The organism is Polynucleobacter sp. HIN11 (assembly GCF_030297675.1).
Lineage (GTDB): Bacteria > Pseudomonadota > Gammaproteobacteria > Burkholderiales > Burkholderiaceae > Polynucleobacter.
In genome coordinates, this window is sequence record NZ_AP028142.1 from 94,024 (window position 1) to 120,288 (window position 26,265).

General features: G+C 45.7%; 29 protein-coding genes and 1 tRNA gene. 19 read left to right on the forward strand and 11 right to left on the reverse strand.

What is annotated here, in order from left to right; genetic code table 11:
• Positions 1–5: 5 nt before the first annotated feature.
• Entirely contained in the window at positions 6–1,085 is a 1,080-nt protein-coding gene (gene hisC, locus QUE60_RS00540; RefSeq protein WP_286226861.1) for a histidinol-phosphate transaminase, read from the reverse strand.
• Between the two features lie 106 nt (positions 1,086–1,191).
• On the opposite strand from hisC, the gene hisB reads away from it, so the two are divergent.
• From hisB to QUE60_RS00595, 11 genes are all read left to right on the forward strand, one after another.
• Entirely contained in the window at positions 1,192–1,779 is a 588-nt protein-coding gene (hisB, locus tag QUE60_RS00545) for an imidazoleglycerol-phosphate dehydratase HisB (protein WP_108507634.1), read from the forward strand.
• Between the two features lie 36 nt (positions 1,780–1,815).
• Positions 1,816–2,466, forward strand: coding sequence for an imidazole glycerol phosphate synthase subunit HisH (gene hisH / locus QUE60_RS00550; protein WP_286226862.1), 651 nt, complete (start codon positions 1,816–1,818; stop codon positions 2,464–2,466).
• Between the two features lie 22 nt (positions 2,467–2,488).
• Positions 2,489–3,235, forward strand: coding sequence for a 1-(5-phosphoribosyl)-5-[(5-phosphoribosylamino)methylideneamino]imidazole-4-carboxamide isomerase (hisA, locus tag QUE60_RS00555; RefSeq protein WP_286223813.1), 747 nt, complete (start codon positions 2,489–2,491; stop codon positions 3,233–3,235).
• 7 nt (positions 3,236–3,242) lie between these two features.
• Complete coding sequence (gene hisF, locus QUE60_RS00560) at positions 3,243–4,001, forward strand: imidazole glycerol phosphate synthase subunit HisF (protein WP_286223814.1); 759 nt, start codon at positions 3,243–3,245, stop codon at positions 3,999–4,001.
• A gap of 5 nt (positions 4,002–4,006) precedes the next feature.
• A complete protein-coding gene (gene hisI, locus QUE60_RS00565) occupies positions 4,007–4,408 on the forward strand; it encodes a phosphoribosyl-AMP cyclohydrolase (protein WP_286223815.1) in 402 nt (133 codons plus the stop codon).
• Entirely contained in the window at positions 4,405–4,800 is a 396-nt protein-coding gene (locus tag QUE60_RS00570) for a phosphoribosyl-ATP diphosphatase (RefSeq protein ID WP_286226864.1), read from the forward strand. Before hisI ends, QUE60_RS00570 begins: the two co-directional genes overlap by 4 nt.
• Positions 4,801–4,854: 54 nt before the next feature.
• Positions 4,855–5,220 carry a histidine triad nucleotide-binding protein gene (locus QUE60_RS00575; RefSeq protein ID WP_286223817.1) on the forward strand — a complete coding sequence of 122 codons (366 nt, stop codon included), beginning with the start codon at positions 4,855–4,857 and terminating at the stop codon, positions 5,218–5,220.
• A gap of 17 nt (positions 5,221–5,237) precedes the next feature.
• Positions 5,238–5,465 (forward strand): Sec-independent protein translocase subunit TatA, encoded by a 228-nt coding sequence (tatA, locus tag QUE60_RS00580; RefSeq protein ID WP_286225468.1) that lies wholly within the window; start codon positions 5,238–5,240, stop codon positions 5,463–5,465.
• A 46-nt stretch (positions 5,466–5,511) separates the two neighbouring features.
• Positions 5,512–6,003, forward strand: a complete 492-nt coding sequence (gene tatB, locus QUE60_RS00585; RefSeq protein WP_286223819.1) for a Sec-independent protein translocase protein TatB — start codon at positions 5,512–5,514, stop codon at positions 6,001–6,003.
• A 27-nt stretch (positions 6,004–6,030) separates the two neighbouring features.
• The gene (gene tatC / locus QUE60_RS00590; protein ID WP_286223820.1) at positions 6,031–6,822 is read left to right on the forward strand and encodes a twin-arginine translocase subunit TatC; all 792 of its coding nucleotides are present in this window, start codon (positions 6,031–6,033) and stop codon (positions 6,820–6,822) included.
• 170 nt (positions 6,823–6,992) lie between these two features.
• Positions 6,993–8,288 (forward strand): porin, encoded by a 1,296-nt coding sequence (locus QUE60_RS00595; RefSeq protein WP_286226866.1) that lies wholly within the window; start codon positions 6,993–6,995, stop codon positions 8,286–8,288.
• A gap of 264 nt (positions 8,289–8,552) precedes the next feature.
• Here the strand turns inward: QUE60_RS00595 and QUE60_RS00600 are convergent, their stop codons facing one another.
• From QUE60_RS00600 to mscL, 3 genes are all read right to left on the reverse strand, one after another.
• Positions 8,553–10,850, reverse strand: coding sequence for an O-linked N-acetylglucosamine transferase family protein (locus QUE60_RS00600; protein WP_286226867.1), 2,298 nt, complete (start codon positions 10,848–10,850; stop codon positions 8,553–8,555).
• Positions 10,851–10,913: 63 nt separating this feature from the next.
• The gene (locus QUE60_RS00605; protein ID WP_286226868.1) at positions 10,914–13,331 is read right to left on the reverse strand and encodes an O-linked N-acetylglucosamine transferase family protein; all 2,418 of its coding nucleotides are present in this window, start codon (positions 13,329–13,331) and stop codon (positions 10,914–10,916) included.
• A gap of 76 nt (positions 13,332–13,407) precedes the next feature.
• Entirely contained in the window at positions 13,408–13,824 is a 417-nt protein-coding gene (mscL, locus tag QUE60_RS00610) for a large conductance mechanosensitive channel protein MscL (RefSeq protein ID WP_286224685.1), read from the reverse strand.
• A gap of 154 nt (positions 13,825–13,978) precedes the next feature.
• Between mscL and petA the strand changes: the two genes are divergently transcribed.
• The 6 genes from petA (at position 13,979) to QUE60_RS00640 (ending at position 18,038) form a co-directional block, all read left to right on the forward strand.
• Positions 13,979–14,581, forward strand: a complete 603-nt coding sequence (gene petA, locus QUE60_RS00615) for a ubiquinol-cytochrome c reductase iron-sulfur subunit (protein ID WP_286223824.1) — start codon at positions 13,979–13,981, stop codon at positions 14,579–14,581.
• Positions 14,582–14,623: 42 nt separating this feature from the next.
• Positions 14,624–16,024, forward strand: coding sequence for a cytochrome b (locus QUE60_RS00620; RefSeq protein ID WP_286223825.1), 1,401 nt, complete (start codon positions 14,624–14,626; stop codon positions 16,022–16,024).
• A gap of 52 nt (positions 16,025–16,076) precedes the next feature.
• On the forward strand, positions 16,077–16,832 hold the full coding sequence (locus QUE60_RS00625; RefSeq protein ID WP_458574695.1) for a cytochrome c1: 756 nt from the start codon (positions 16,077–16,079) through the stop codon (positions 16,830–16,832).
• A 48-nt stretch (positions 16,833–16,880) separates the two neighbouring features.
• Complete coding sequence (locus QUE60_RS00630) at positions 16,881–17,492, forward strand: glutathione S-transferase N-terminal domain-containing protein (RefSeq protein ID WP_108507650.1); 612 nt, start codon at positions 16,881–16,883, stop codon at positions 17,490–17,492.
• A gap of 35 nt (positions 17,493–17,527) precedes the next feature.
• Entirely contained in the window at positions 17,528–17,935 is a 408-nt protein-coding gene (locus tag QUE60_RS00635; RefSeq protein ID WP_286223826.1) for a ClpXP protease specificity-enhancing factor, read from the forward strand.
• Positions 17,936–17,962: 27 nt separating this feature from the next.
• Positions 17,963–18,038: transfer RNA gene (locus QUE60_RS00640), tRNA-Thr, on the forward strand.
• A 21-nt stretch (positions 18,039–18,059) separates the two neighbouring features.
• Here QUE60_RS00640 and QUE60_RS00645 read toward each other — a convergent pair.
• On the reverse strand, positions 18,060–19,376 hold the full coding sequence (locus QUE60_RS00645) for an MFS transporter (protein WP_286223827.1): 1,317 nt from the start codon (positions 19,374–19,376) through the stop codon (positions 18,060–18,062).
• A 160-nt stretch (positions 19,377–19,536) separates the two neighbouring features.
• Here QUE60_RS00645 and QUE60_RS00650 point away from each other — a divergent pair, with 160 nt between their 5' ends.
• Entirely contained in the window at positions 19,537–20,118 is a 582-nt protein-coding gene (locus QUE60_RS00650; protein WP_286226869.1) for a phasin family protein, read from the forward strand.
• 50 nt (positions 20,119–20,168) lie between these two features.
• On the opposite strand, the gene QUE60_RS00655 is transcribed toward QUE60_RS00650, so the two are convergent.
• The 5 genes from QUE60_RS00655 to hemA form a co-directional block, all read right to left on the reverse strand.
• The gene (locus QUE60_RS00655; RefSeq protein WP_286226870.1) at positions 20,169–21,437 is read right to left on the reverse strand and encodes a DNA recombination protein RmuC; all 1,269 of its coding nucleotides are present in this window, start codon (positions 21,435–21,437) and stop codon (positions 20,169–20,171) included.
• Positions 21,438–21,496: 59 nt separating this feature from the next.
• Entirely contained in the window at positions 21,497–21,808 is a 312-nt protein-coding gene (gene grxD / locus QUE60_RS00660) for a Grx4 family monothiol glutaredoxin (protein ID WP_286226871.1), read from the reverse strand.
• 85 nt (positions 21,809–21,893) lie between these two features.
• On the reverse strand, positions 21,894–22,769 hold the full coding sequence (prmC, locus tag QUE60_RS00665; protein ID WP_286226872.1) for a peptide chain release factor N(5)-glutamine methyltransferase: 876 nt from the start codon (positions 22,767–22,769) through the stop codon (positions 21,894–21,896).
• Between the two features lie 8 nt (positions 22,770–22,777).
• Positions 22,778–23,857, reverse strand: a complete 1,080-nt coding sequence (gene prfA, locus QUE60_RS00670; RefSeq protein WP_286223831.1) for a peptide chain release factor 1 — start codon at positions 23,855–23,857, stop codon at positions 22,778–22,780.
• Complete coding sequence (hemA, locus tag QUE60_RS00675; protein ID WP_286223832.1) at positions 23,858–25,189, reverse strand: glutamyl-tRNA reductase; 1,332 nt, start codon at positions 25,187–25,189, stop codon at positions 23,858–23,860.
• Between the two features lie 43 nt (positions 25,190–25,232).
• Here hemA and QUE60_RS00680 point away from each other — a divergent pair, with 43 nt between their 5' ends.
• Positions 25,233–25,514 carry a hypothetical protein gene (locus QUE60_RS00680; RefSeq protein ID WP_286226873.1) on the forward strand — a complete coding sequence of 94 codons (282 nt, stop codon included), beginning with the start codon at positions 25,233–25,235 and terminating at the stop codon, positions 25,512–25,514.
• On the opposite strand, the gene QUE60_RS00685 is transcribed toward QUE60_RS00680, so the two are convergent.
• Entirely contained in the window at positions 25,494–26,252 is a 759-nt protein-coding gene (locus QUE60_RS00685) for a uracil-DNA glycosylase (protein WP_286226874.1), read from the reverse strand. The two genes, QUE60_RS00680 and QUE60_RS00685, sit on opposite strands and share 21 nt — an antisense overlap.
• Positions 26,253–26,265 lie beyond the last annotated feature (13 nt).

Sequence of the window (26,265 nt, forward strand, 5' to 3'; positions counted from 1 at the left end):
GAAAATTACGAGACGATGTCGCGCAAGGCATCGATGAGGATGTTCATTTGCTCATTCGTGCCAATCGTAATGCGAAGGTAATTCTTAATCCGTGGTGTTTTGAAGTGGCGCACGATGATGCCGCGCTCTCTTAAGGCTAAATACAATTTCTCGCCATCGTGTTTTGGATGCTGGGTAAAGACAAAGTTAGCACTTGATGGAAGCGTCTCAAAGCCCAGATTATTTAGGCTTTCAATGAAGACTTCTCGGGTCTTAATGACCTTTTGAGTAATCGCATCAAGATGCGCCTGATCTTCAATCGCGGCAATCGCACCGGCTTGCGCTAATTGACCTAAGGGGTAGGAGTTAAAACTATTCTTCACGCGTTCTAGTCCCGTAATTAAGTCGGGGTGACCTAAAGCGTAACCAACCCGCAGTCCTGCCAAGGCCCTCGATTTTGAGAGCGTATGGGTGATCAGAAGATTGGGATAGTGTTTGCGTAAGAGTGGTACACACGATTCGGTGCCGTAATCCACGTAGGCCTCATCAACCACCACCATGCTTTGGGTATTGATTTTTAGAAACCCTTCAATTGCTGCGCGCGGTAGAGCGCGACCGGTGGGCGCATTTGGGTTCGGAAAGATGACCCCACCATTTCCGCCTAACTGATTTGTTTTCTGAATGTAGTCATCCAAGTGAATGGCAAATTGACTATCGAGCGCAATCGTTTGGTAGTCAATCCCAAACAGTTGGCAATAGACGGGGTAAAAGCTGTAGGTGATATCGGGAAAGAGAAGGGGCTTTGGGTGTTTGAGAAGTCCCAAGAACACATGGGCGAGTACTTCATCCGAGCCATTGCCCACAAATACCTGATTGGGTTCTAAGCCATAGTGTCTTGCGATGGCTTCTTTGAGAGCCTTGGCATCCGGATCGGGATAAAGCCGCAAGCCCTCGTGATTACTTGCAGCAATTGCTGCTAAGGCTTTGGGCGAGGGCCCATAGGGGCTCTCATTGGTATTGAGTTTGACAAGTCTCTGGTGTTTGGGCTGCTCCCCAGGAACGTAAGGGCTTAAGTTCTGCAGATCGGGGTTCCAAAAGAGGCTCATCGCAATGGGGTCCAAAGAGTAACAATGAAAAACTGGTGAAGTGATTGATTTTGAATGACAAATGATATTATGAACGCTTAAGACTTATTATTTTTATTCACACACCATGCGCCAAGCAGATGTCAGTCGTAATACCTCAGAGACCAAGATCCAAATTACGTTGAACTTGGATGGTACCGGCAAAGCGGATTTAAACTCCGGGGTGCCGTTTTTAGATCATATGCTCGATCAAATTGCCCGTCACGGCATGATCGATCTCAAGGTGCATGCCCAGGGTGATACTCATATTGACGATCACCACACCGTGGAGGATGTCGGTATTACTTTGGGCCAAGCGATTGCGAAAGCGGTTGGCGATAAAGCGGGTATTACACGTTATGGCCACTCATATGTACCGCTCGATGAGACCTTGTCGCGCGTTGTGATAGATTTCTCCGGTCGGCCAGGCTTAGAGTTCAACGTACCCTTTACCCGTGCGCGGGTGGGTGACTTTGATGTGGATTTAAGCATCGAGTTCTTCCGAGGTTTTGTAAACCACGCCGGCGTAACCTTGCACATCGATAACATTCGCGGTGTGAATGCGCATCACCAGATTGAGACCGTATTTAAGGCTTTTGGGCGTGCACTGCGTATGGCCTTGAGTATCGATCCACGTTCACCCCATGCGGTGCCATCCACTAAGGGAAGTTTGTAGACACACTTCTTTTACCAACAAATTATTGAGATCGCGATGCACATCGCTATTGTTGATTATGGAATGGGTAATTTGCGCTCGGTCTCGCAGGCTCTGCAGCATGTGGCCCCAGAGTGCAAGATTACAATTGCGAGCGATCCTGCCGAAATTTTGCGTTCAGACCGTGTGGTGTTGCCTGGACAGGGCGCCATGCCCGATTGCATGAAGCAACTCCGTTCTTCAGGTCTCATGGATGCAGTGATGCAGTCGGTGCGTGAGAAGCCACTTTTTGGTATCTGTGTGGGCGAGCAAATGCTTTTTGAAGAGAGTGAAGAGCGCAAACCCGGAGTAACAACCAATACGGCGTGCCTTGCGCTGATGCCAGGGAAGGTTAAGCGTTTTCATTTGTCTGGCACGCAAGAAGATGGTTCGGAGTTTAAGATCCCGCATATGGGATGGAATCAGGTTCGCCAAGACCGTGATCACCCGATGTGGCATGGCATCCCTGACATGACGAGTTTTTACTTCGTGCACAGTTATTATGTGGAGGTGGGTAACCCAGAAGATACTGTAGGATCAACGAATTACGGCGGGTGGTTTACATCGGCCGTGGCTCGCGATACTATTTTTGCTACGCAGTTCCATCCCGAGAAAAGTGCTCAATACGGACTTAAGCTCTATCAAAACTTTGTCGCTTGGCGACCCTGATTGATTTCAACAAGATGATCTTATGTTGTTAATACCTGCCATTGATATTAAAGACGGACACTGTGTGCGTCTTGAGCAAGGTGATATGAACCGTAGCACCGTGTTCTCCGAAGATCCTGCGGCGATGGCCAAGCATTGGTTGAGTAAAGGCGCGCGCCGTTTGCATTTGGTTGACCTCAACGGCGCCTTCGCGGGCAAGCCCAAGAATGAGGCTGCAATCAAATCGATTCTGAAAGCAGTGGGCGATGACATTCCCGTGCAATTAGGTGGCGGTATCCGCGATCTAGAAACGATTGAGCGCTTACTCGATGATGGCATTAGCACCATCATCATTGGTACAGCTGCGGTGAAGAACCCCGGATTTTTACAAGATGCGTGTACTGCATTTGCTGGTCACATCATGGTGGGCTTAGATGCTAAAGATGGCAAGGTCGCCACCGACGGTTGGAGTAAGTTAACCGGTCATGAAGTGATCGATCTTGCAAAGAAGTTTGAGGACTACGGCGCTGAGGCTATTATCTACACCGATATCGGGCGTGACGGCATGCTCAAGGGTATTAATTTAGAGGCGACGGTGAAGCTTGCACAATCGGTTCGTATTCCGGTGATCGCGAGTGGTGGTCTCTCGAGTAAAAAAGATATTGAAGCTTTATGTGCGGTCGAAGATGAGGGCGTCATGGGCGTGATTGCAGGGCGTTCCATTTACACCGGCGATATTGATCTAACCGAGGCACAACAGTACGCTGATCAACTCAGCAAAGCCAAGTAGGCAAACGATGCTGACCAAACGTATTATTCCTTGCCTCGATGTCACTGCAGGCAGGGTTGTTAAGGGAATTAATTTTGTTGGCTTGCAAGACGCTGGAGATCCGGTGGAGGTTGCAGAGCGTTATAACGAGCAAGGTGCTGATGAACTCACATTCCTAGATATCACTGCAACATCGGATGGCCGTGATCTGATTTTGCCCATCATTGAAGCGGTGGCATCGAAGGTATTTATTCCTTTGACGGTGGGCGGTGGAGTGCGCGCCACTCAGGACGTGCGTCGCTTACTGAATGCTGGCGCTGATAAGGTGAGCATGAACTCCTCAGCAGTTGCCAATCCAGATTTGGTCTCGGATGCGTCCGCGCATTATGGCTCGCAATGCATCGTGGTAGCAATTGATGCCAAGCAAACCGCCCCCAAGCGTTGGGAGGTGTTCACGCATGGTGGACGCAAGGGTACGGGTATCGATGCCATCGAGTGGGCCAAGGAAGTTGCAAAGCGCGGCGCCGGTGAGATCCTGCTCACCAGCATGGATCGCGATGGCACCAAGGATGGGTTTGATCTGGAACTCACTGCTGCGGTAAGTAAAGCAGTACCTGTGCCTGTGATTGCGTCTGGTGGTGTGGGCGGCTTGCAAGATCTAGTCGATGGCATCCAAATTGGGAGAGCCGATGCGGTACTGGCAGCAAGTATCTTTCATTATGGACAGCACAGCGTGCAAGAGGCTAAGCACTATATGGCAGAGCAAGGAATTGCGATTAGACTCTAATCATCATGACCAAGGCTAAATTTACAAAGATATCGGGTTTGCAAGCTGGTCCATGGCTTGATCGCATTGCTTGGAACGAGCAAGGTTTGGTGCCCGTGATTGCTCAAGAGGCTTCATCGGGTGATGTATTGATGATGGCTTGGATGAATCAAGCGTCTCTACTGCAAACCTTGCAAAAGGGTGAGGCAGTGTATTGGTCGCGCTCGCGTAACAAGTTGTGGCATAAGGGCGAAGAGTCGGGTCATACGCAAACCGTGCGAGAGATTCGGTTAGATTGCGATGGCGATACGCTTTTACTAATCGTGGATCAAAAAGACGGAATTGCTTGCCATACCGGCAGACACAGTTGCTTTTTTAACGAGTGGGACTCTGTGGCGAGCAATTGGGTCGATACAATGAAGCCATGAGTAGCCCGAATCAATTCAACCAAAACCTCAACCTCGATTCCATCTTGGCGCATCTGGCCGATGTGGTCGATAGCCGTCGTGCTGATTTAGCGAGTGGCAAGATCGATGCCGGAAGTTCATATATTGCTCAGTTGTTTACCAAGGGTGACGATGCGATTTTGAAGAAGATTGGGGAAGAGGCGACCGAGACCGTGATGGCGGCCAAGGATTCTCGCCAGAATCAGCTTGACCCCAAATACCAACAGTTATTGGTGGGCGAGATGGCTGACTTGTGGTTTCACTGCCTGGTGGCGCTCTCAAAGTTCAATTTGCGTCCCGAAGATGTACTAGCCGAACTCAAGCGTCGCGAGGGCACTTCGGGTATTACTGAGAAGGCCAGTCGCAAAACGTAGTGCTTACCCCCAATTTGCCCGTTTTTGGGCTTAATTCAGGTAAGATGCCTGCCTATGAAACACCCAAGCTATGACCCAAACTGCATTTTTTGCAAGATTGTTGCAGGGGAAATTCCTTGCCAAAAGGTCTACGAGGATGATGAAATCCTGGCGTTTAAGGACATTAATCCGGCCGCCCCAGTGCATTTATTGCTGATTCCTAAGAAACACATACCAATGTTGGAGTCAGCGACTGCCCACGACGCGCCATTGCTGGGTAGAATGTTGGAATTAGCCCCGCGTTTAGCTTCCCAAGAAGGATGTCGCCCTGGTAAGGAGGGGGGATTTCGGGTGATGGTGAACAATGGCGCGGATGGGGGTCAGGAGGTTTATCACTTGCATTTGCATGTGATGGGCGGGCCGCGCCCCTGGAAAAAATAATCCGAGGAGAAATTAAGATGGGCTCATTTAGTATTTGGCACTGGTTAATCGTACTGGTCATTATTTTGTTGGTCTTTGGTACCAAGAAACTCCGTAATATTGGTTCTGATCTAGGCGGTGCCGTAAAAGGCTTCAAAGATGGTATGAAAAATGGTGATGAAGCCAAGACCGAACAGATTCAGTCGCAGACCCCTGCTGGTGAAAAGACTGTTGATGTGCAAGCCAAGGACGTGAACAAGTCGTAAGACCTGATCAAACCAAACACACAAACTAAATACCAGCGATGCATCGATGATTGATCTTGGTGTATCAAAGCTCGCCCTGATTGCAGTGGTGGCTTTGATTGTGGTGGGCCCCGAACGTTTACCCAAAGTTGCTCGCATGGCGGGCAATTTATTTGGGCGCGCGCAGCGTTATATGGCCGAAGTTCGTACTGAGGTCAACCGCCAAATTGAGCTCGATGAGTTCAAGAAGCTTCGTGAGGCCAGCGCCGACGCCATGCGGGAGATGGAAAGTACCCTTAATGCCACAGTCCAAGAGGCGAATGTAAACCTGAGCGATCAGGCCGAGCCTACGACCAATGAGTTTTCCAGTTCGCTCTTAGATTCTGCGCCGGATGTGACTAAGGTCTATCGAGATGCTCTGCGTCAGGGTAGGGATAGTTGGGGCGTCAAGCGCACCGCCAGACCCCTTTGGTATAAACACTCAGCGGGTGTGCGCACTCGAGTGCAATCGGGTGCAGCAAGGGTTAAGCGATTTAAACGTCCGGTATTGAGTAAGTAAAAAATCAAGAACAAAGAACAAATCACGATGTCCGATACCAAACCAGGTCAGAGCGAAGAGACTGCAAAAGAGGGCGAGGGTTTTCAAGAAACCTTCATGTCGCATCTCTTTGAGTTGCGCGATCGGGTGATCAAAGCCGCCATAGCAGTGATCATTGTTTTTCTGTCGCTTGTTTATTGGGCGCCCGATATCTTTCATTTGTTTGCCAAGCCACTTTTAGATGCCCTTCCAGCTGGGGGCAAGATGATCGTGACCGATGTAACCGGATCCTTTTTTGTGCCGATGAAGGTCACGATGCTGGTTGCATTTTTGATTGCGCTACCGATTGTTCTCTATCAAATGTGGGCCTTTATTGCCCCAGGCCTCTATACCCATGAGAGAAAACTAATCCTTCCATTAGTAGTAAGCAGTTACTCACTATTTTTGGTTGGTATGTCCTTTGCCTATTTCCTGGTTTTCCCAACCGTCTTCCAGTTCATGGCGAGCTATAACGCACCCCTGGGTGCCGATATGTCGACTGATATTGATAAATACCTAAGCTTTGCGATGTCGACCTTTTTGGCCTTTGGGATCACCTTTGAGGTCCCGGTGGTGGTGGTTGTTTTAGTCAAGATGGGGATTGTGAGCCTAGAAAAGTTAAAAGAGATTCGACCTTATGTGATTGTTGGGGCCTTTGTGATTGCCGCGATTGTGACCCCACCGGACGTCTTATCCCAGCTCTTTTTGGCCATTCCCATGTGCCTTCTCTACGAGCTGGGGCTATTTATTGCTCGTTTCTACTTACCCAAAACCGAATCTGAAGAAGAAAAATCAGAATAATTCTGTAACTCATTGATTTATATTGATTAAATCAAACAAAAATCTCTGTTGCACCAATACAACGAATAGCCATAAAAAAGCCTCAAAAGGCTGTATTTACATACAAAAACGGGATAATTCAATGGTCTCGAAGGAATTCGGGCATTTCTTAATTTATGGAGATTTAAACAATGAAAAAATCACTATTTGCACTCGCCGCAGTCGGTGCGTTTGCTGGTGCTGCTCAAGCTCAGTCAAGCGTAACCGTATACGGTATTTTGGATGTGGGATATGTGGGTGGTAATGCCAAGGCATCTACAGTTAACTCATCAGCTAATCAAGTTAATGTTGCTGAAACAGTAAGTCTGCTTGGCCAATCTGCTCAGACTACCAGCCGTTTAGGCTTCCGTGGTACGGAAGACTTGGGTGGTGGTACAACCGCATTCTTTACCTTTGAAACTGGCCTTCAGCCAAATCAAAGCAGCCTATCGCCATTTAATAACCGTCAAGCATTTATTGGTTTGGGTCAAAAAGGAATGGGTAACGCACGTATTGGTACCCAGTACACCCCAATCCATGAGGCAGTTGGTGCAACTGGTGCTAACCAATTGAACAACTTGGTTGGTGACGTGATTTATCCTCAGAACACTGGTTTGACCAACCAAGACGGTAGTGCAAGCAACGCCAACGCTGGTTACACTGTTCGTGCCAACAACATGATCCGTTTTGAGTCTGAGAGCTTCTCTGGCTTCAAAGGCAAGGCCTTTTACGTGCAAAATTCTCGTGATGAGAACCAAACAACCTATCGTGGCACGGCCGCAACTACTGCAACAGCCAACTACACCAACGGCGTTGGTTATACAGGTGGCAATACCAACAGCACAGGCTGGGGCCTCGGATTGGATTTCGCAATTCAAAAATTCTTGATCTCCGCTAACTATCAGTCATTTAAGCAAGAAAACGCTTGGACTGAGCAAACAAACGCAGTAGCAATTGGTGCTAATAACGGTGGGGCGGCAACAACCGTTACTCAAAACGTTCAATCAGGCGTTCTGACCAACCTTAATGACAATCAATGGTACGTAGGTGCTACATATGACTTTGGTATTGTCAAGGCTTATGCTCAGTATATTAATCGCAAGATTGAATCTGGTCTCGACTCAAATGCCTACGCAAAACGTACTGCTCAGCAAATTGGTTTGCGTGGAAACGTAACCAAGACTGTTGAGCTCTGGGGCTCGGCTGGTATGGGTCGTACCAGCGCCTTTGGTGTAAGCAACCCAACTGCTAACTTCACTGGCTATCAGATTGGTTCCAACTACTGGTTGAGCAAGCGTACCAACTTGTATGCAATCTTTGGTGCAAGCAACACATCTTCTACCTCTGGTAACTATGTGATTCGTGCAACTGACGCAAATGCTTACGGTCCACGTAATTTGAGCGCCAATGCCAACAACTACGCTGTTGGTGTACGTCACACGTTCTAATTTGATGCTAGCTTCGGCTAGTTGAAGATTAGTTGTAGCAAATAAACCCACTGTGGAAACACAGTGGGTTTTTAATTAAGTCAATTCTATTTTTATAAAAAACCAAATCAATCTTCGTCTCGACAGGACAATCAGATGATTAATCCGTATTCAGAAAATTTAAAAACAGATTTAATAATTAAGACAATCAAAACATATGAATCAAACATATAATAAGTTTGATTCATATGTTATCAGCATAGTAACTGATTAAAAAACGAATACTTAATGAATAAAAATATGATCCGGCTGTAAATTTAGCTGATAACGCTCATACATTTTCAGATAAATTGATTCAAGATTTTTAGTAAATACGGAAGTTTTAAATAAGGGCGTATTCTGAAGGTTAGTAGCTAATTTAAGCTTTATTGTTTCTAATTTCCTCGGTGTGGTAGCCAAATCAATAGCCATCATTTCGTATTCTTCTGAGCTATGAGTAATGAGCTCTGGTAGTCCAATGGCATTTAATAAACTTGCAGCTACGCGACTTGCAAACGACTGGCCTATGAGTGTCAGCACAGGAACTCCTGACTTAAGAGAGTCGACAGCAGTTGTGTGGGCACCGTACGGGTGAGTATCTAAAAATAAGTCAGCCAAGGCATATCTAGCTAAGTAGTCACCCATGGAATCGAGACGGCTAGCAAAAATAATTCTTGATGGATTAATCTTTCGCTTTTCGAATTCACTTTTTATGTTCATATTGAATTCATTGTTGTTTTCTGAAATCCACAATACGCTATTCTTTGCTGCAAGTAAAATTCTTGACCAACGATCCAATACATAAGGATTAAATTTAAAGTCATTATTAAAACAACAGAAGATAAAATTATCTTGTGGCAATCCACATTCTTCCTTCGAGAATATTTTTCCTGATGGAATTCGGTTGGAGTCATCCACCATATAGCTATTCGGAAGATATGCTACCTTTTCAGAATAAAAACGCTCATGAGACCTCGGAATAACCGTTTGGTCGGCAATTATGTAGTCGATAAAATTTGAACCAGAAGACCCTGGATACCCTAACCAGTTAACTTGTATAGGTGCGGCTCGAAAGGAAAATATTCCAGTTCTCGAGTGTTGGGTAAAACCTGCTAGATCAATGGCAATATCAACTCCAAGGTTTCGCGCTAACAGAGCGGTTTCGCGGTCGGAAAGATCATCAACTTCGATAAATTCATCAAAAGCTCTTTTAAGGCGGGCTCTCATTGGGTCGTCGGGAGGGGCTTTTTGTAAAGAAAATGCAAATACCTCAAACCGATTGCGGTTATGTTTTTCAAACAGCTCAGCAGTTAAATAAGAAACAGGGTGGCCACGAAAATCAGGAGAAAAATAGGCAATTCTAATTTTTTCATTTTTTTTATTGTGGTGAGAAATTGCCCCTAAAGAAAAATTTTCAGGAAATTTATGTTCTGAAAAAATTTTGCTAGTTTGCTTATGTAGCTGGGGATCATCACTCAGAGAGAGTAATACAAAAGGGCTAATTACTTTTTCATCCGAAATAATTTTTTGAGCAATATATTTAAGAGAGTCAGAGTAATCAAACCAGTTACCAATTTTCATTTTTGCATGAATAAGATATCCATACACCCAATAAATATCGGGTCTTAAATTCAATGCCTTGCTATAGCAATCAATTGCCTCCCGATAACGCTTAAGCTCATTTAGAGCTACACCCTTGTTGAGCCAAGCTGCAGCATTATGAGGGTTAAGATCCAAAGACTTGTTGTGATGGGCTATTGCATCATCAATTTGATTAAGCTCAAGTAAAGTATTTCCTATGCAAGAATATACTTCAGCATAATTAGGACTAAGTTTAAGGGCTTGGTGGTAATGTGCGATGGCTTCATCAAAGCGCTTTAACTCATTGAGCACATTTCCCTTGTTTGCATATCCCTTTGCGTAATCCGGCTTCAGATTAAGTGCCTTATCGTAATGAGTGATCGCTTCTTCAAATCGCTTGAGTTCCTGTAGGGCATTACCTTTATTAGACCAAGCTTCTGCGTAGTCTGGTTTTAAACTAAGGGCCTTATCGTAATGAGTGATCGCTTCTTCAAATCGCTTGAGTTCCTGTAGGGCATTACCTTTATTAGACCAAGCTTCTGCGTAGTCTGGTTTTAAACTAAGGGCCTTATCGTAATGAGTGATCGCTTCTTCAAATCGCTTGAGTTCCTGTAGGGCATTACCTGCATTAGACCAAGCCTCAAAGAAATTGGGTTCAAATTTAATTGCTCTTTTATACGCATCAAGAGCATTCTCATAATCTTTAAGTCCAAGATATGTATTGCCGAGACTACTCAGAGTTAAGGGATTTTTTGGCAGGATTCGTAGAGAATCATTTAGGAATTTGAGTGCATCTGGATAGTTGCCGCGCTGTGCATAAACGATGCCCAAGAGTCCTAAAACATGTGGATTATGAGCTTGTAATTTTGATGCTTGTTTTAAATAAAGCTCAGCAGAATCCAAATTTGAATTTCCAAGTGACTCAAGCGCTTTGTTTAAAAGGAAGTGAACTTGAGGATTCATTATGAAAATTTATAGTAGATATTCTGATAAGAATTTAACAAGGGAAACTCACTATTTAATGGATTACTTGACACTAAGAGAATGGTTAATCATGAAAGCCTCAAACGCTTTAATTGGCTCAATATCCTCATAGAGAGTTGACTTTCGTTCAATTATTTTATCTTTAACATTTTTACGGAACGAATAATCTTGGCACAGCCTTACTGCTAACTGAATATATTCTGCTGAATCTTTTGCTACCAGTTCTGTAAGTCCAATGCGTTTCAATATCCCACTCCCAAGCCTGCCGCGCAAGAAATTACCATCATGGCTAACTACTGGCAGATTGCATCCGATAGCTTGGATAGCAGTATTAAATCCAGAGAAATGAAGGGTATCAAGCATCGCCGTCGAAGACTTCAATAAACCATGAAACTCACGCGCGTCTAGCCATGGCATGAATGAAATAAACCCTTTTGAATCAAGACCATGTTTGCTGAATTCATTTTCAAGACGATTGCTCAAAACACTGGCCAGCGGGTCTTCAAGGTTAAAAAACACAAATTTACAAGCACCCAACCGTTTAGCTATATCAGCAAAAATCCAATCGCTATCTGGTTGATATTTATAGGGCGTTCCTGGGCAGATGAGGACTGGGATATCGGAGGGAAATTGGGACAGAGGCTGAGCCTTTGTAGATTGAATATTAACTGGGTCAACGTAGTACGAGCCAAGATTCGGTAATTGAACTAGCTTTTCAGAATAATAATTAGTGGCATTTGGGGGCTCAAAAAGCTCAGAGGACACATAGTAGTCAATTGTGGGCAAGCCACTTGACTCCGGATGTCCCCATCCAACCAGCTGTGTAGGAGAGAGCCTCAAACTTGCAAGTTGAGTGGTTAGTTGATCCATGCCAATTTCGGGGTAGAACAAAAAATCAATTTTTTTGTTAACAATTTCTTGGGCAAAAGCATTTATGTCGTGAGAATAAATGGTGAAAGAATCCGAATTTTCTTTAGCAAAATCTGTTTCCTTATCACAATAGGGGTTGGTGCTAAAAAGATGAATCTCAAAGGCCTCCCTATTTAAATTTTTAATCATTCCCTTAGTGAGTGCATGCCAAACAGAATGATTTCTGAAATGACCGCTGACGATTCCAAGCCTAATTTTTAACCTGGGAGTGTTTTGTTCGGGGCTTGACTGAATAGAAACTGCTTTACCCATCAATTTTGAGCAGAGATCTCCATATTCAGACAGGATATTCTTGTTATTGAAATTGTGATAAGCGAGGTAAAAAGGTTGAGTTGACGCAACAATCTCAATGATTTCATTTGACTTAAGATTTACGTCACTTAACAAGCTGTTTTTGAGTTTTATAAATTCAGTGGTGAAAATTTCTCTAATTGAATTGACATCATTTTTCGCACCCAAAATAGAGGGAATGATGGCAAATACTTTTGACCACTGCGCCAACCTAAAATTCGGATCGTGCCTTAGGGCAAGATCAAAAAATAATTGAGCCTTATCATTTTGTGCTAAGCCAACGTGCGCAGCACCCTTGCCGTAGTAAGCTTTCGAAGAGGTGTCATCAATCAATAAAGCTGCATCAAAACCACTAATTGCGTTTGCAAATTTTTTTATTTTATTAAGAGTGAATGCTTTTGCTAATAATGCCTCAAAATAATCAGGATCAATGAGTAGGGCGTTATCAAATTCACGGATTGCATGTTCATCCTTATCTAAGCCAGTGAATGCAATACCTTTGCCAAAGAAAGCAACAGCAGACCGAGAGTCAATTTTTAATGTGTCATCAAACGATAAGATTGCTGACTCATATTTTTTTAGCTCATTTAGTGCGATGCCTTTATTTAATAGAGCATCAAAATTAGGTTGTATTTGAATTGACTGTTCGCATGCATTAATCGCTTCAGAGTGCCGCTTAAGCTTGATTAGAGAATTCGATTTGTTGGCGTAAGCCTCGCTATATAAAGGATTTAGTTTTATTGCTTTATCAAAAGCTATCAATGCTTCTAAATATCGCTCTAAATGATTGAGGGCAATTCCTTTGTTTGACCATGCCTCAGGAAAGCTGGGATCAATGCTTATTGCTTCGTCAAGGGATTTATTCGCCTCATCGAACTTTTTTAATTGGATGAGTAATTGACTTTTGTTGATAATACTTGCTGCATCATTCGGTTTTATTTGAATTGCTGAGTCATAACAAGCGATTGCGGTATGAAGTTTGCTTTGAAGTGAATATAAAAGTCCCAAGTTATAAAAAATTCTTTCATCATTCTTTATTTCGGTTTTTAAAGACTCGAAAATAAGCAATGCATCATTTATTTTTCCATTATTTGCACAAAGGAGGCCTAATTCAAAAACATAAGATAGCCCCTCTTTTTTTGAGATTCCCTCCAATAAAAGCTTTTGATTATTAGCAAGCTTATTTGATTTAACTAGCTCAAAGAGTTGAATAACAAATGGAGGTGGGTTTTGATTCACAAGTTTGTGCTAATTTTCTTAAAAATACTAAGCGAAGTTACTCTGCTTGCATATCGGAAATGAGTCGTTATTAGACTCACTTCTTTAAACTATCTCTAATTTCTCTTAACAGCACAATATCTTCGGGTGTTGGGGGTGCCTCTTTTGGTTCTTCTGCTCTTATTTTGTTGATGATTTTGACCATCTGGAAGATCACAAATGCGAGCAAGATGAAATTAATCAGGATGGTGATGAAGTTGCCGTAGGCAAAGATAGGGATGCCAGCCTTTTTGAGTGCATCAAAGGTTCTTGGTACGTTATCCGGTACTGTGCCAAGAACTATAAACAGGTTGGTAAAGTCAATCCTGCCCCCTAGTAGGGTAGAAATGAGGGGCATGACAATGTCATTGACCAGGGAATCGACGATTTTTCCGAAGGCGCCGCCAATGATGATACCGACCGCCAGGTCAACGACGTTGCCGCGGACCGCAAAGGCCCGGAATTCTTTCATCATCTTGGATGCCACAACTCTCTCCCTAAAAATCATGGGTTTGCTGGAAATTGACCCAAATTAAGCGGTCATTTGGCTTTTTACCTTAAAATTGGAGGTTTATGCAATTCACCCTTTAGAACCCCTTATTTGACTTAGGCACAAGGATAGATCGTACATGAGTGATACCCCAAAAATGGATAAAGACCGCCGTACTTGGCTGATTGCTACGACTGCTGTTGGTGGTTGCGGAGCCGCTGCTGTTGCATACCCATTTCTAGATAGTTTCCAACCATCCGAGCGTGCTAAGGCTGCTGGTGCCCCGGTTGAGGTCGATATCTCCGGCATGAAGCCCGATGAGATTCGGACGGTTGAGTGGCGCGGAAAGCCAGTTTGGGTCTTGCGCCGCACCCCAGAGCAAGTAGCTGAACTTCCTAAATTAGATGGCGAGCTGGCCGATCCCAAATCCTTGCGTGATCCCGCAGCTTTAACACCTCCTTATGCCCGCAATGACCACCGCTCGATTAAGCCTGAGTATTTTGTGGCAGTTGGTATTTGTTCACATTTAGGTTGCTCGCCAACAGCGAAGTTGCAAGCAGGCCCACAACCATCTTTGCCAAACGATTGGCCGGGCGGTTTCTTGTGCCCATGCCATGGTTCCACCTTTGACTTGGCTGGCCGTGTGTATAAGAACAAGCCTGCTCCAGATAACCTAGAAGTGCCTCCCCATATGTATTTGAGCGACACCAAGATTTTGATTGGTGAGGACAAGAAGTCGTAATTTATTTATCTAATTATTAGTTACTGATTTAGGAAACTAACCATGGCATTTCAAGAAATTAAAGTCCCAGAAAACGCCTCTGTTGCCCAAAAGGGCCTGGCCTGGGTGGATTCTCGCTTTCCATTGACTAAGCTCTTTAAAGAGCATATGAGCGAGTACTATGCTCCAAAGAACTTTAACTTCTGGTACTTCTTTGGCTCCTTAGCCATTGTGGTGTTGGTGATTCAGATTGTGACCGGTATTTTCCTCGTCATGAACTACAAACCCGATGCCATGAAAGCATTTGATTCGGTTGAGTACATCATGCGCGAGGTTCCCTGGGGTTGGCTGATTCGTTACATGCACTCGACTGGCGCTTCGATGTTCTTCGTAGTGGTCTACCTGCATATGTTCCGTGGCTTGATCTATGGTTCTTATCAAAAACCGCGTGAACTCATTTGGATCTTTGGTTGCACCATTTTCTTATTGCTCATGGCTGAGGCTTTCTTGGGATATCTCTTACCCTGGGGCCAAATGTCCTACTGGGGCGCTCAGGTGATTATTAATCTCTTTGCTGCTATTCCCTTAATTGGTCCAGACTTGGCTTTGTGGCTACGCGGTGATTATGTGGTGGGCGACGCAACTTTGAATCGCTTCTTCTCTTTGCACGTGATCGCTTTGCCATTAGTTCTAGTTGGCTTAGTTGCAGCTCATATCATTGCGCTACATGAAGTGGGCTCTAACAACCCTGACGGCATTGATATTAAGAACAACTTAGATGCCTCTGGTAAGCCAGTGGACGGCATTCCATTTCATCCTTACTACTCAGTGCATGACATTATGGGTCTCGGTGTGTTCCTCATGATCTTCGCCGCCATTGTGTTCTTTGCACCTGAGATGGGTGGTTACTTCTTAGAGGCGAACAATTTCATTCCGGCTGATCCTTTGCAAACGCCTTCGCACATTGCCCCGGTCTGGTATTTCACGCCGTTCTATTCAATGCTACGTGCCACCACCACACCATTCCTAATTCCTCTGTGGATTCTGTGTGCAGTGATTTTGGGGATGGTCATTAAGAACAACAAAGACATCCGGGTGAAAGCCGTTTGCGTTGGCATTTTGGCTGCTCTTGCGGTTGGTTTTTATGTGTTTGATGCGAAGTTCTGGGGCGTGGTCATCATGGGCGGTACGGTCGTGATCCTGTTCTTCTTGCCTTGGCTCGATAAATCCCCAGTGCGATCGATCCGTTATCGCCCAGATTTTCATAAATACATTTACGGCATTTTCATTGTGAGCTTTGTGATCTTGGGTTATCTCGGCATCAAGCCACCTTCACCACTTTTTGAGAAGATCTCGCAGGTATGTACGATTTACTATCTGGCATTTTTCTTTGCCATGCCTTGGTGGAGCAAGATGGGTAAATTTAAGCCTGTGCCCGATCGCGTGACCTTTGAGGCGCACTAATCCATAAGAACAATAGAAGATATTAGGAATCCAGATGAACCATTCTCTTTATATGATCGGTGCGCTTAAGAAGTTTGTTGTAGTGGGCTTAGGTAGCTTCATGGTGAGCGCTGCATTTGCGGCTGGCAGCGACTTTCCTCTTGATAGCGCTCCTAACCGTGTAAATAACAATGCCTCTTTGCAAAATGGTGCTAAGATTTTTGTGAACTACTGCTTAGGTTGCCATTCTGCAGTGAACTTACGTTACAACCGTTTGCGTGATATTGGTTTGAGTGATCAGCAGATTAAAGACAACTTGATCTTGGGCGATCAAAAGGTAGGCGATCTGATGACTATCTCGATGACCCCTAAGGATGCTAAGGCTTGGTTTGGTAAGGTTCCACCTGATTTATCGGTTGAAGCTCGTGCCCGCGGTACCGATTGGCTCTATACCTACTTCCGTACTTATTACAAGGATGAGGAGAGTCCAACGGGTTGGAATAACATGGTCTATCCCAATGTTGGTATGCCCCATGTATTGTGGGAACTCCAGGGTGAGCGTATTGCTAAGTTTGAAGAGGTAAAAGATCCCAAGAATCCTGCCAAGACAACTAAAGTCTTCAAAGGATTTGAGCAAACCACCCCAGGATTAATGAAGCCCCAAGAATATGATGATAATATTGCGGACCTCGTTTCATTTATGTCTTGGATGGCTGAGCCTACTCAGTTACAACGTAAGCGGATCGGTGTCGTCGTCCTTCTATTCCTTGCAATCTTTACCTTGCTTGCATGGCGTCTGAACAAGGCGTACTGGAAAGACATTCGCTAAGAACTAACTTAGCGTATTTTGATTATTTGATTTGAAGGATATTTGCTTATGATGGTGTTGTACTCGGGTACCAATTGCCCATTCTCACAACGCTGCCGCCTAGTTCTCTTTGAGAAGGGTATGGATTTTGAGATTCGTGATGTAGATCTCTTCAATAAACCAGAAGATATCTCGGTCATGAACCCCTATGGCCAAGTTCCTATTTTGGTTGAGCGTGATCTGATTTTGTATGAGTCCAACATCATTAATGAGTACATTGATGAGCGCTTTCCTCATCCACAGTTAATGCCGCCCGATCCAGTGGCTCGTGCCCGTGCCCGCTTATTTCTGTTTAATTTTGAGAAAGAACTCTTTGTGCATGTGAGTGCGCTTGAGAACGAAAAGGGCAAGAGTGCTGAGAAGTTGCATGAGAAGGCCCGAATAGCAATTCGGGATCGGTTGACTCAATTAGCACCGGTATTTGTAAAGAACAAGTATATGTTGGGGGATGAGTTCTCGATGTTGGATGTGGCAATTGCTCCTCTGTTGTGGCGCCTAGAGCACTATGGTATTGATCTTTCCAGAAATGCTGCCCCACTCCTGAAATATGCTGAGCGCATTTTCAGTCGTCCTGCTTACATTGAGGCCTTGACCCCTTCTGAAAAGGTCATGCGTCGTTAATCGAAGCGTCTATGTCGCTAGCTTAAAATAGTAATATGGCTAGCGAAACTCCAAGTACCAAACCCTATCTCATCCGTGCACTGCATCAGTGGTGTACGGATTTTGGTTTTACACCGTTCTTAGCCGTTTTTGTTGATGATCGGGTTGAAGTGCCCATGGAGTTTGTCAAAAATAACGAGATTGTTCTCAACATCTCTTCAGAGGCTTGCCATCAGCTGCATATTGAGAACGATTGGATCAGTTTTCAGGCAAGGTTTGGTGGTGTACCGAAGAAAGTATTAGTGCCGGTCACGCACGTATTAGCAATCTACGCCCGAGAAAACGGCCAAGGGATGTCCTTCCCCTTTGATCCCGAGACCAAGGGTCCAGTAGATAAGGGACTTGGTAACCAAGAAGCCACCAAGACCAAGAGCGAGCGCCCTGTTTTGAAGATTGTGAAGTAAGTTAAAATCCAGTTCTAGTAGGTCAATGCCCCATTAGCTCATCTGGTAGAGCAACTGATTTGTAATCAGTAGGTGGTCTGTTCGAGTCGGACATGGGGCACCAATCACCCTCTTGATCCTATCTTCATTGATTTAGATCTACTTTCCTTGTCTCTGGCAGATACAGTATTGCCAAAGTTGCTGCAATCGCTAGGAAAAGAGTTGGATACCAAAGCCCTGCAAGTTGACTCGCAAACTCTTTATTGAGCCAGGTCACAATCAACGGGAGCAATCCCCCGATCCAGCCGGCTGCTAGGTTGTGTGGCAAAGTTGCTGCGCTATTGCGTGTTCTCGCTGGAAACAGCTCCGCTAGAAGAGCCGTTTGAGGCCCCACAACTAATGAAAGCGGTATTGCCAGTGCAATTAAGGTTGCGCTCATTAGAAAATAATCAGGGGCACTTTGCATTGATAGGCTTTGCAGAAATTGATAGGCAGGCTGAATCAGGATTGTTCCAAGTAATAAGCCGCTAATCACGACTGGACGTCGACCAATTTTGTCGGAGAGCGCTCCCGCAATAATCACCATCGGAAAGAGAACGAGCGTTGCGGTGATAGTGAGGGTATCCACAATTTGCGAACTCATTTGCAAGGCGGATTTCATGAAGATACCGGTATAGACCTGCACACAGAAAAAGAGGACAGATCCGCCCGCTGAGATGCAGAAGAACAACAGAAACATTTGCTTACGCGTTTCTTTGTCTTTAAAGTTATCGCGCAGTGGTGATTTGGCTAGCTCGCCCTTAGCGAGCATCGCTTTAAAGATTGGCGTTTCCTCAAGGGTCATCCGAACCTTGAGGGCAACTAGCAGAAGAACAATGGAGAACCAGAAGGGCACCCGCCAGCCCCATTCTTTAAAACTCTCCGGATCTAAATAGTGATGGAGTAAGACCAATTGCAGGATGGAGGCCAGCATTCCAAGCGGACCCATGAGTTGTAAAACACTTGTCTTCAATCCCCGGTTGGTGCTTCCTGCATGCTCAGTTAAGTAGACCGCACTCCCGCCAATTTCTCCACCGGCAGATAGGCCTTGAAGAAGTCTTAGGGTTACCAAGCAAATGGGTGCCCAAATCCCAATTTGCTCATAGGTGGGTAAAAATCCCACGGCGAAAGTAGCTCCGCCCATTAAGGTGATCGTGATTAGAAAGACTGGCCGACGCCCAATCCGATCACCGAGAGAGCCAAAGAATGCTGCACCCAAGGGTCTAACCACCATCCCTGCCCCAAAGGTTGCAAGACTGGCTAAGAGGCCCGTCATGGGGTCGGAGCTTGGAAAAAAGAGTGGGGCAAAGGCCACTGCCAGGGTGGCAAAGGTGAGGAAGTCGTACCACTCTAGAAAGGTGCCAAAACAGGCAGCAGTGGCAATTTTGGGGTAAGAATGGTTGGTATTTGGGGGATTTTGCACAGTAGATTTATTATAAATAATTGATTTAATTGACTATTTTATTCAATACCCGAGTATTTTGTTGCATTGCACACATATTTATTGCGCAGCAGCAAATAATTGGGTATAGTTTCATGGTGCAGTGCAATATCAAACGAATTAATTAATTGGAGAGTACACCATGAATCAAGATCAAGTCGCAGCAAAATTGTCGCAAATCCAGAGCAAGAACCTCGAGACCGTATTTTCTTTGAGCGAAGCTGCTCTTGAGAATGCTCAGAAACTCGTTGAATTGAACTACGACGCTTCTAAAGCTGCGTTGTTAAATGCTCAAGAGAACATTCAGCAAGTATTGAGTGCAAAAGATCCAAAGCAAGTAACCGAACTTTTGCAAGCCGATACTTTGCAAGACGTTGGTAATCAAGCCATTGCTCATCAGCGCAAAGTAACCAAAGTATTGCGTGAGAGCGGTAAAGAGTTTGCTGATGTCGTAGAAGCTAGCATTGAGCAAGCTCAAGCTGGCATGCAAGACTGGGTAAATACCTTGGCTGCAAATGCACCCGCTGGTTCGGATGTTTTTGTATCTGCATTCAAAACCTCGATGAACTCAGTGATGCAAGGTATTGAGCAGTTCCGTGAAGCTAGCAAAGATGCATTGGCTACTGTTGAGAAATCAGCTGATCAAGCATTTGAAGCATTCCAAGGCCAATTGGCACAAGTTAAAAAAGCCGCCGCTCCTGCAAAGGCTCGTAAGGTTGCTTAATTAGCAATTCGTTGTTCTTGAAGACCCGCTCCGAGTGAGCGGGTTTTTATTTATGCTGAGTCATCATCTTGCGTGAGTAGATTGCTCGCAATCATCTTATTGGGCTTCACACCCAATTCTTTGACCTTCTCAGCAGCTTTAATTAGATTGCCTTTACCCGTTTTAAGTTTATTGAAAGCATCGTGATAACTCGATTGCGCTTGCTCTAGGCGCTTGCCGATTTGTTCAAGGTCCTCTACAAAGCCCACGAACTTGTCATAGAGGCTGGCGCACTGACGGGCAATCTCCATGGCATTTTTGTTCTGTTGATCCTGCCTCCACAAGTGGGCGACAGTCCGTAAAGTAGCCATTAGGGTGCTGGGGCATACCAAGACGATATTTTTACTAAGCGCCTCTTGGTAGAGATTAGGGGCAGACTTGAGAGCACTTAAAAAAGCCGGCTCAATGGGAATAAACATCAATACAAAATCCACGCTGGCGATATCCGCAATCCCAGCATAGTTCTTCCCAGACAAACCTTGAATATGTTGCCGAATTGATTGAATGTGGGCGAGTAGTTCCTTATCGGCTTCATCTGGACTGGCTGCCTCAGTATGTCTGGCATAGGCCGTAATTGATACTTTACTATCGATTACGAGGTGGCGACCCTCAGGTAACTTAATAATCACATCAGGCTGTAAGCGACTGCCATCCGCCTGCATATGGCTATCCTGAACCAGATACTCTTCTCCTTTACGTAAGCCCGAGGACTCCAGGATGGATTCCAGAACGAGCTCTCCCCAGTTCCCTTGAATCTTAGAGTCGCCCTTTAGTGCATTGGTAAGCGAGCGTGCCTCATCCGACATCTTGAGGTTGAGATTGGCTAGACGCTCAATTTCGTGCTTAAGTGCAAAGCGTTCCCTAGATTCTTTTTCGTAAGAGTTGCTCACTTGTTCCTTGAACTCGGTGAGCTTGGTTTGTAGGGGCTTTAGCAAAATATCGAGCTGCTGGGCATTTTGCTCCGTGAACTTCTTGGTTTTATCTTCCAAAATCTCATTGGCGAGATTCTTAAACTGATTGGTGAGCGCCTCTTTGGCCTCGTTTAATGAATCAATCCGATGTTGAACTTGCTTACGCTCTGAATCCAACTCAGCCTCTAGGCGAATGGCGCGCTGGAGGACTTGGTCACGCTCAACCCTAATTTGCTCTAACTGGGCAGTTACCTCAGTAATAGTAGCCTGTTGTTGATTCTGATTGGATCGAAGAATGGCAACATACATTCCAAGCCCGATGGAAATGCCAAGGGCAACAATGGTAATCAGGGTAGGAAGGTCTGTCATGGGCTTAGTCTACTGCAGACCAAGCCCACCGAGTGAGCTTTTGAGGAGGGGGCTTGCGATCAAAGACCGAGGAGTTTTTTGAGTTCGCCGCTTTGGTACATCTCGGTCATGATGTCTGAACCACCAATGAACTCGCCATTGACATAAAGCTGAGGAATGGTTGGCCAGTTTGCATACTCTTTAATACCTTGGCGAATGGCTTCATCATCAAAGACATTGACGGTATGCAAGGTCTCTAGGCCACAGGCACGCAAGATATTCACGGCGTTACCCGAGAAGCCGCATTGTGGGAACTGTGCGGTACCCTTCATAAATAGAACCACGGGATGGCTGGTCACAATTTCTTTGATCTTGGTTTGGGTATCACTCATGGTGATGAAATCCTTTCATAAACGAACTGGGTTTGCTTCAATTTTTACTTGATAGCTATTTTATGACCGATTAAAAAGTAGGGTCTTATTTTCTGGCCTGCGTGACTCGTAAATGCCCCGCTAGATCAGTAATGGTAGCAATTTCATGAAATGCACGCTTCTCTAGGAGCGTAGCAACCGCAGCCGCCTGATCATAGCCATGCTCGATGGCAATCAGGCCACCAGGCTTTAAGTAATGCTGGGCGTGATTCACAATCTCCCGAATGCACGACAGGCCATCGCCATCATCGGTGAGAGCTGCTTTGGGCTCAAAGCATAGATCGCCCTCTTGCAAATGGGGGTCGTCCTTTTGAATGTAGGGAGGATTACTGACGATCACATCAAATGCGGTTTGGTATCGATCGGGTATCGCGTCATACCAATTGCTTTGCAAAAACTCGACCATATGATTAAGCCCTAAGGTTTTGGCATTCTCGCGCGCGAGTTCAATCGCATCACTCGATTGATCAATCCCCAGAATGCTTAGATTGATCGGCGTTTTGCTGATAGCGCATTCATGGGCAATCGCTAGAGCAATCGCTCCGGAGCCTGTCCCCAAATCCAGAATCTGAATGGTTTGATTGGGGTGGTTCGCATGAATATGCTTTATTTCTTCTAGAGCAAGATCGACCAAGAGTTCGGTCTCGGGGCGGGGGATCAATACCGACTCATTGACCTTGAGCTCAATTCCATGAAAACCCTTCACTCCTGTGAGATAGGCCACGGGCACCCCAGACGCGCGCTGGGCTTCTAGCGATTTCCAGGCGATGAGAAGTTCATTTGGGAGGGGTTCTTGATCTTTAGAAATCAGAGCCGAACGTGGCCAACCCAGATGCCTATCCAGTAAATGCCCCAGCAAGGACTTGGCATCGGTTTTATTAAGTGGGGTACTCTTGAGGAGAGTAGCAATCGTGTTGGCCATGATGCGGATTACGCATCGCCCATGGCGGCTAAGAGTTCAGCTTGATGTTCTGCTGCCAGGGCATTTAATAGATCGCCAATATCGCCATCCATCATGGCATCAATTTTGTAGAGGGTTAGGTTGATACGGTGATCGGTAATTCGACCTTGGGGAAAGTTGTAGGTGCGAATCCGGTCACTGCGATCGCCACTACCCACTAAGGATTTACGGGTTTGGGCTTGTTCTTGCTGCTGCGCATATCGTTGGGCATCCATGATGCGTGAGACTAAGACCTTCATGGCTTGATCTTTATTGCGATGTTGGCTGCGATCGTCTTGGCACTCCACCACTATTCCAGTAGGAAGGTGAGTGATCCGCACTGCAGAGTCGGTTTTATTGATGTGTTGTCCACCAGCACCCGAGGCCCGAAAGGTGTCGATGCGGATCTCTGCTGGATTAATTTTGACGCTCTCGATTTCATCGACTTCGGGCATCACTGCAACCGTACAAGCCGATGTATGAATCCGTCCTTGAGTCTCAGTTTGCGGGACGCGCTGTACCCGATGACCACCAGACTCAAACTTCATCTTGGCGTAGACATCATTGCCCGCTAAGCGCACGATCACCTCTTTATAGCCCCCGAGATCCGACTCGGCTTGACTAACAATCTCAGTTTTCCAGCCCTGACGCTCGGCGTAGCGGGTATACATGCGTAGTAGATCAGCTGCAAACAAAGCACTTTCATCACCGCCAGTGCCCGCTCGGATCTCTAAAAAGATATTGCGCCCATCGTCTTCATCTTTGGGTAGTAAAAGGGTTTGTAGGCTTTTCTCAAGATCGGCCATCCGTGCTTGTGCATCTTTTTCTTCTTCGTCGGCAAAGTCCTTCATTTCTGGGTCAAGGCGCATTTCGCTAGCAGCCTTTGCATCCGCCTCTGCTTTTTTGTAAAGCCCAAACTGCTCCACCACCGTTGAAATATCAGCATGCTCACGCGTGAGTTTGCGATAGACATCCATATCCTTGGCGGAGTCTTCTTGCATCAAAATGGTATTGAGTTCAGCCAAACGGGCATCCAGATGCTCCAGCTTGGCACGCATGCTGGGTTTCATCTAATGGCTATCGGAAGAATTATTTTTATCGCTGGAGTGAGTGGCAAATAACTTGGGTAGTAATTTCAGTAAAGCGTCACGCTCCGAACCACTAGCGTGTTGTAGGGCGTGTAAGGAGCCATGCAAGAACTTATTAGTAAGACCCTGGGCCATGGCATTGAGAACCTCTTGCGGGTCCTCGCCGCGAACTAAGCGTTTAAGTGCGCGCTCTAGCTCAATTTGTCGTAGGCGATCACCTTGTAGTTGAAGATCTTGGATTAACGGTACGGCATTACGGCCTTGTAGCCAGTGCATGAAATTACTCACACGCTCTTCAATAATGATCTCGGCCTGGCTTACTGCGGCTTGACGTAAATTGGCACCGGCTTGGGCCATAGTGCCTAAGTCATCCACCGTATAGAGATACACATCATTTAATCGGGCGATCTCGGGCTCAAAGTCGCGTGGTACGGCCAGATCAATCATCACCATGGGCTTGCGTCGTCTAAGCTTTAGGGCACTTTCCACCATCCCCAAGCCAATAATGGGTAGCGGGCTAGCGGTCGACGAGACAATGATGTCAAACTCATGAAGACGTGTGGGAAGGTCATTGAGACGAAAGGACTCCGCTTCGATGTTTTGGGCTGAGATTGAGTCCGCCAGTTCTTGTCCACGCTCTACAGTACGATTTGCAATCGCTGCACCACGGGGCTTGCGAGCCACGAAGTGGGTAGCACAGAGGGTGATCATTTCACCGGCACCAATGAAGAGAATTTTCTGTTCGCCAATCGATGCAAAGATGCGTTCGGCTAAGCGAACCGATGCAGCAGCCATCGAAATGGAATGGGCACCGATTTCAGTTGAGCCACGAACCTCCTTCGCAACGGAAAAGGTTTTCTGAAAGAGTTGATTGAGATAGGTTCCTAAAGCGCCAGCCTCATTGGCGGTGCGAACCGCATCTTTCATTTGACCCAAGATTTGAGTCTCACCAATCACCATTGAATCCAAACCACAAGCGACCCGAAATGCATGACGCACGGCATCGGATTGCGGCAGGGTATAGATATGAGGTTGTAAAACGCTGGGTGCTAAATTTTGGCTTTTGGCTAACCAATCAAACGTTGCCTCATGAAACTCACCCTCAGAGGCAGGATCATTGGCCGCGCAATAGAGTTCGGTACGATTACAGGTCGACAGAATGGTTGCCTCAGGCATGCCGCCACGATTAACGCCACCCAAATGGGAGCGTAGGTCGGATAATGCGTCAAGCAGACCCTCGGGATCAAAAGCCACTTTTTCCCGAACGGCAACTGGCGCTGTGTGATGGTTAATACCCAAAGTCAACAGCTTCATATTGATAATTATAGGTTTCTTGGGGCTAATAGGGGCGTTTTGAATGGGGTTTTTGGCTTATTTACTACTCGGAAGCTTGATGGGCTGGGCTTCTGCCTATTATTTTCCTGGGTTTTCCCCTAGAAATAAGGGTGCTAAACGAGCCAAGCGGACTAAAGCAACCTACCTCTGGAGTATGTTTCTTGGGATTCTTGGGACTGCCTTTGCAAGTTTTGGAGGCCAAGCTGCGGGGCTATTTACTGCTGGGCAAATGCTCGAGTGGGGCAGTGCGATTGTGGGGGGATTTTTATTGCCCCAAGTCTACCTATTGTCCGTGCGAGCTTAATTTGAACTCTTGTTGACCGAACTTTGTCCAGGCAATTAGACTTTTCTGATGAGTTATTAAATACGCATTTGCCTTCGTAAAGTGCCCGCAACTTTTTTGGTCACCTGGGTAAATAAATGGTTGTGCCGTTTTATACACCCCAAGGCCTGAGGGGTGGGAAGATTTCAGGATGAGGTGTTCGTTGGGATTGTGAATATATTCCTCCATAGACTGCGCATGGCCACCCCAAAGCATCCAAACGAGATTAGGTTGTTGCGAGAGTTTTTGAATGATCTCAATCACAAAAGGTTTCCACCCTAATTGCGCATGCGAGTTTGCTTCACTGAGACGAACTGAGAGGGCGGTGTTTAATAACAATACCCCTTGCTTTGCCCAGTGGGTTAAATCGCCATTGCTGAGAGATCCCAATCCCTCAAGCATTAATGCTTTATTGATATTGCGCAGTGAGCTAGGAAATTGTTTGGATTGCAGCTGAATATCCTTGGGGACTGAGAATGCTAAGCCTTGCGCCAGTCCCGGTGAGTGATAGGGGTCTTGTCCCAAAATGACAACCTTTACTTGATTGACCGGTGTGAGATGCAAAGCATTGAAGATCTGCTCTCGATCGGGACGAATCGCATCGCCGTGTTGTTGGTATTCGATAGCAAACTTTTTAGATAGGGAGTGCCAATCACTTGATTGCAGATAGTCATTTAATAGCAGCCGCCAATCATCAGGGATGAACTGCTTTAGATCCATGCTGATGGAGCAA

What these genes read in the sequence shown, in the direction of transcription:
- hisB (WP_108507634.1), top strand. Translation starts at nt 1,192, where the DNA reads ATGCGCCAAGCAGATGTCAGTCGTAATACCTCAGAGACCAAGATCCAA.
- QUE60_RS00625 (WP_458574695.1), top strand. Translation starts at nt 16,077, where the DNA reads ATGATCGGTGCGCTTAAGAAGTTTGTTGTAGTGGGCTTAGGTAGCTTC.
- QUE60_RS00600 (WP_286226867.1), bottom strand. Translation starts at nt 10,850, where the DNA reads ATGAATCCTCAAGTTCACTTCCTTTTAAACAAAGCGCTTGAGTCACTT.
- hisF (WP_286223814.1), top strand. Translation starts at nt 3,243, where the DNA reads ATGCTGACCAAACGTATTATTCCTTGCCTCGATGTCACTGCAGGCAGG.
- hisH (WP_286226862.1), top strand. Translation starts at nt 1,816, where the DNA reads ATGCACATCGCTATTGTTGATTATGGAATGGGTAATTTGCGCTCGGTC.
- hisI (WP_286223815.1), top strand. Translation starts at nt 4,007, where the DNA reads ATGACCAAGGCTAAATTTACAAAGATATCGGGTTTGCAAGCTGGTCCA.
- tatC (WP_286223820.1), top strand. Translation starts at nt 6,031, where the DNA reads ATGTCCGATACCAAACCAGGTCAGAGCGAAGAGACTGCAAAAGAGGGC.
- mscL (WP_286224685.1), bottom strand. Translation starts at nt 13,824, where the DNA reads ATGATGAAAGAATTCCGGGCCTTTGCGGTCCGCGGCAACGTCGTTGAC.
- QUE60_RS00680 (WP_286226873.1), top strand. Translation starts at nt 25,233, where the DNA reads ATGGGGTTTTTGGCTTATTTACTACTCGGAAGCTTGATGGGCTGGGCT.
- QUE60_RS00570 (WP_286226864.1), top strand. Translation starts at nt 4,405, where the DNA reads ATGAGTAGCCCGAATCAATTCAACCAAAACCTCAACCTCGATTCCATC.
- QUE60_RS00575 (WP_286223817.1), top strand. Translation starts at nt 4,855, where the DNA reads ATGAAACACCCAAGCTATGACCCAAACTGCATTTTTTGCAAGATTGTT.
- QUE60_RS00630 (WP_108507650.1), top strand. Translation starts at nt 16,881, where the DNA reads ATGATGGTGTTGTACTCGGGTACCAATTGCCCATTCTCACAACGCTGC.
- tatA (WP_286225468.1), top strand. Translation starts at nt 5,238, where the DNA reads ATGGGCTCATTTAGTATTTGGCACTGGTTAATCGTACTGGTCATTATT.
- QUE60_RS00620 (WP_286223825.1), top strand. Translation starts at nt 14,624, where the DNA reads ATGGCATTTCAAGAAATTAAAGTCCCAGAAAACGCCTCTGTTGCCCAA.
- QUE60_RS00685 (WP_286226874.1), bottom strand. Translation starts at nt 26,252, where the DNA reads ATGGATCTAAAGCAGTTCATCCCTGATGATTGGCGGCTGCTATTAAAT.
- prmC (WP_286226872.1), bottom strand. Translation starts at nt 22,769, where the DNA reads ATGGCCAACACGATTGCTACTCTCCTCAAGAGTACCCCACTTAATAAA.
- hisC (WP_286226861.1), bottom strand. Translation starts at nt 1,085, where the DNA reads ATGAGCCTCTTTTGGAACCCCGATCTGCAGAACTTAAGCCCTTACGTT.
- QUE60_RS00595 (WP_286226866.1), top strand. Translation starts at nt 6,993, where the DNA reads ATGAAAAAATCACTATTTGCACTCGCCGCAGTCGGTGCGTTTGCTGGT.
- QUE60_RS00655 (WP_286226870.1), bottom strand. Translation starts at nt 21,437, where the DNA reads ATGACAGACCTTCCTACCCTGATTACCATTGTTGCCCTTGGCATTTCC.
- hisA (WP_286223813.1), top strand. Translation starts at nt 2,489, where the DNA reads ATGTTGTTAATACCTGCCATTGATATTAAAGACGGACACTGTGTGCGT.
- grxD (WP_286226871.1), bottom strand. Translation starts at nt 21,808, where the DNA reads ATGAGTGATACCCAAACCAAGATCAAAGAAATTGTGACCAGCCATCCC.
- hemA (WP_286223832.1), bottom strand. Translation starts at nt 25,189, where the DNA reads ATGAAGCTGTTGACTTTGGGTATTAACCATCACACAGCGCCAGTTGCC.
- QUE60_RS00650 (WP_286226869.1), top strand. Translation starts at nt 19,537, where the DNA reads ATGAATCAAGATCAAGTCGCAGCAAAATTGTCGCAAATCCAGAGCAAG.
- QUE60_RS00635 (WP_286223826.1), top strand. Translation starts at nt 17,528, where the DNA reads ATGGCTAGCGAAACTCCAAGTACCAAACCCTATCTCATCCGTGCACTG.
- prfA (WP_286223831.1), bottom strand. Translation starts at nt 23,857, where the DNA reads ATGAAACCCAGCATGCGTGCCAAGCTGGAGCATCTGGATGCCCGTTTG.
- tatB (WP_286223819.1), top strand. Translation starts at nt 5,512, where the DNA reads ATGATTGATCTTGGTGTATCAAAGCTCGCCCTGATTGCAGTGGTGGCT.
- petA (WP_286223824.1), top strand. Translation starts at nt 13,979, where the DNA reads ATGAGTGATACCCCAAAAATGGATAAAGACCGCCGTACTTGGCTGATT.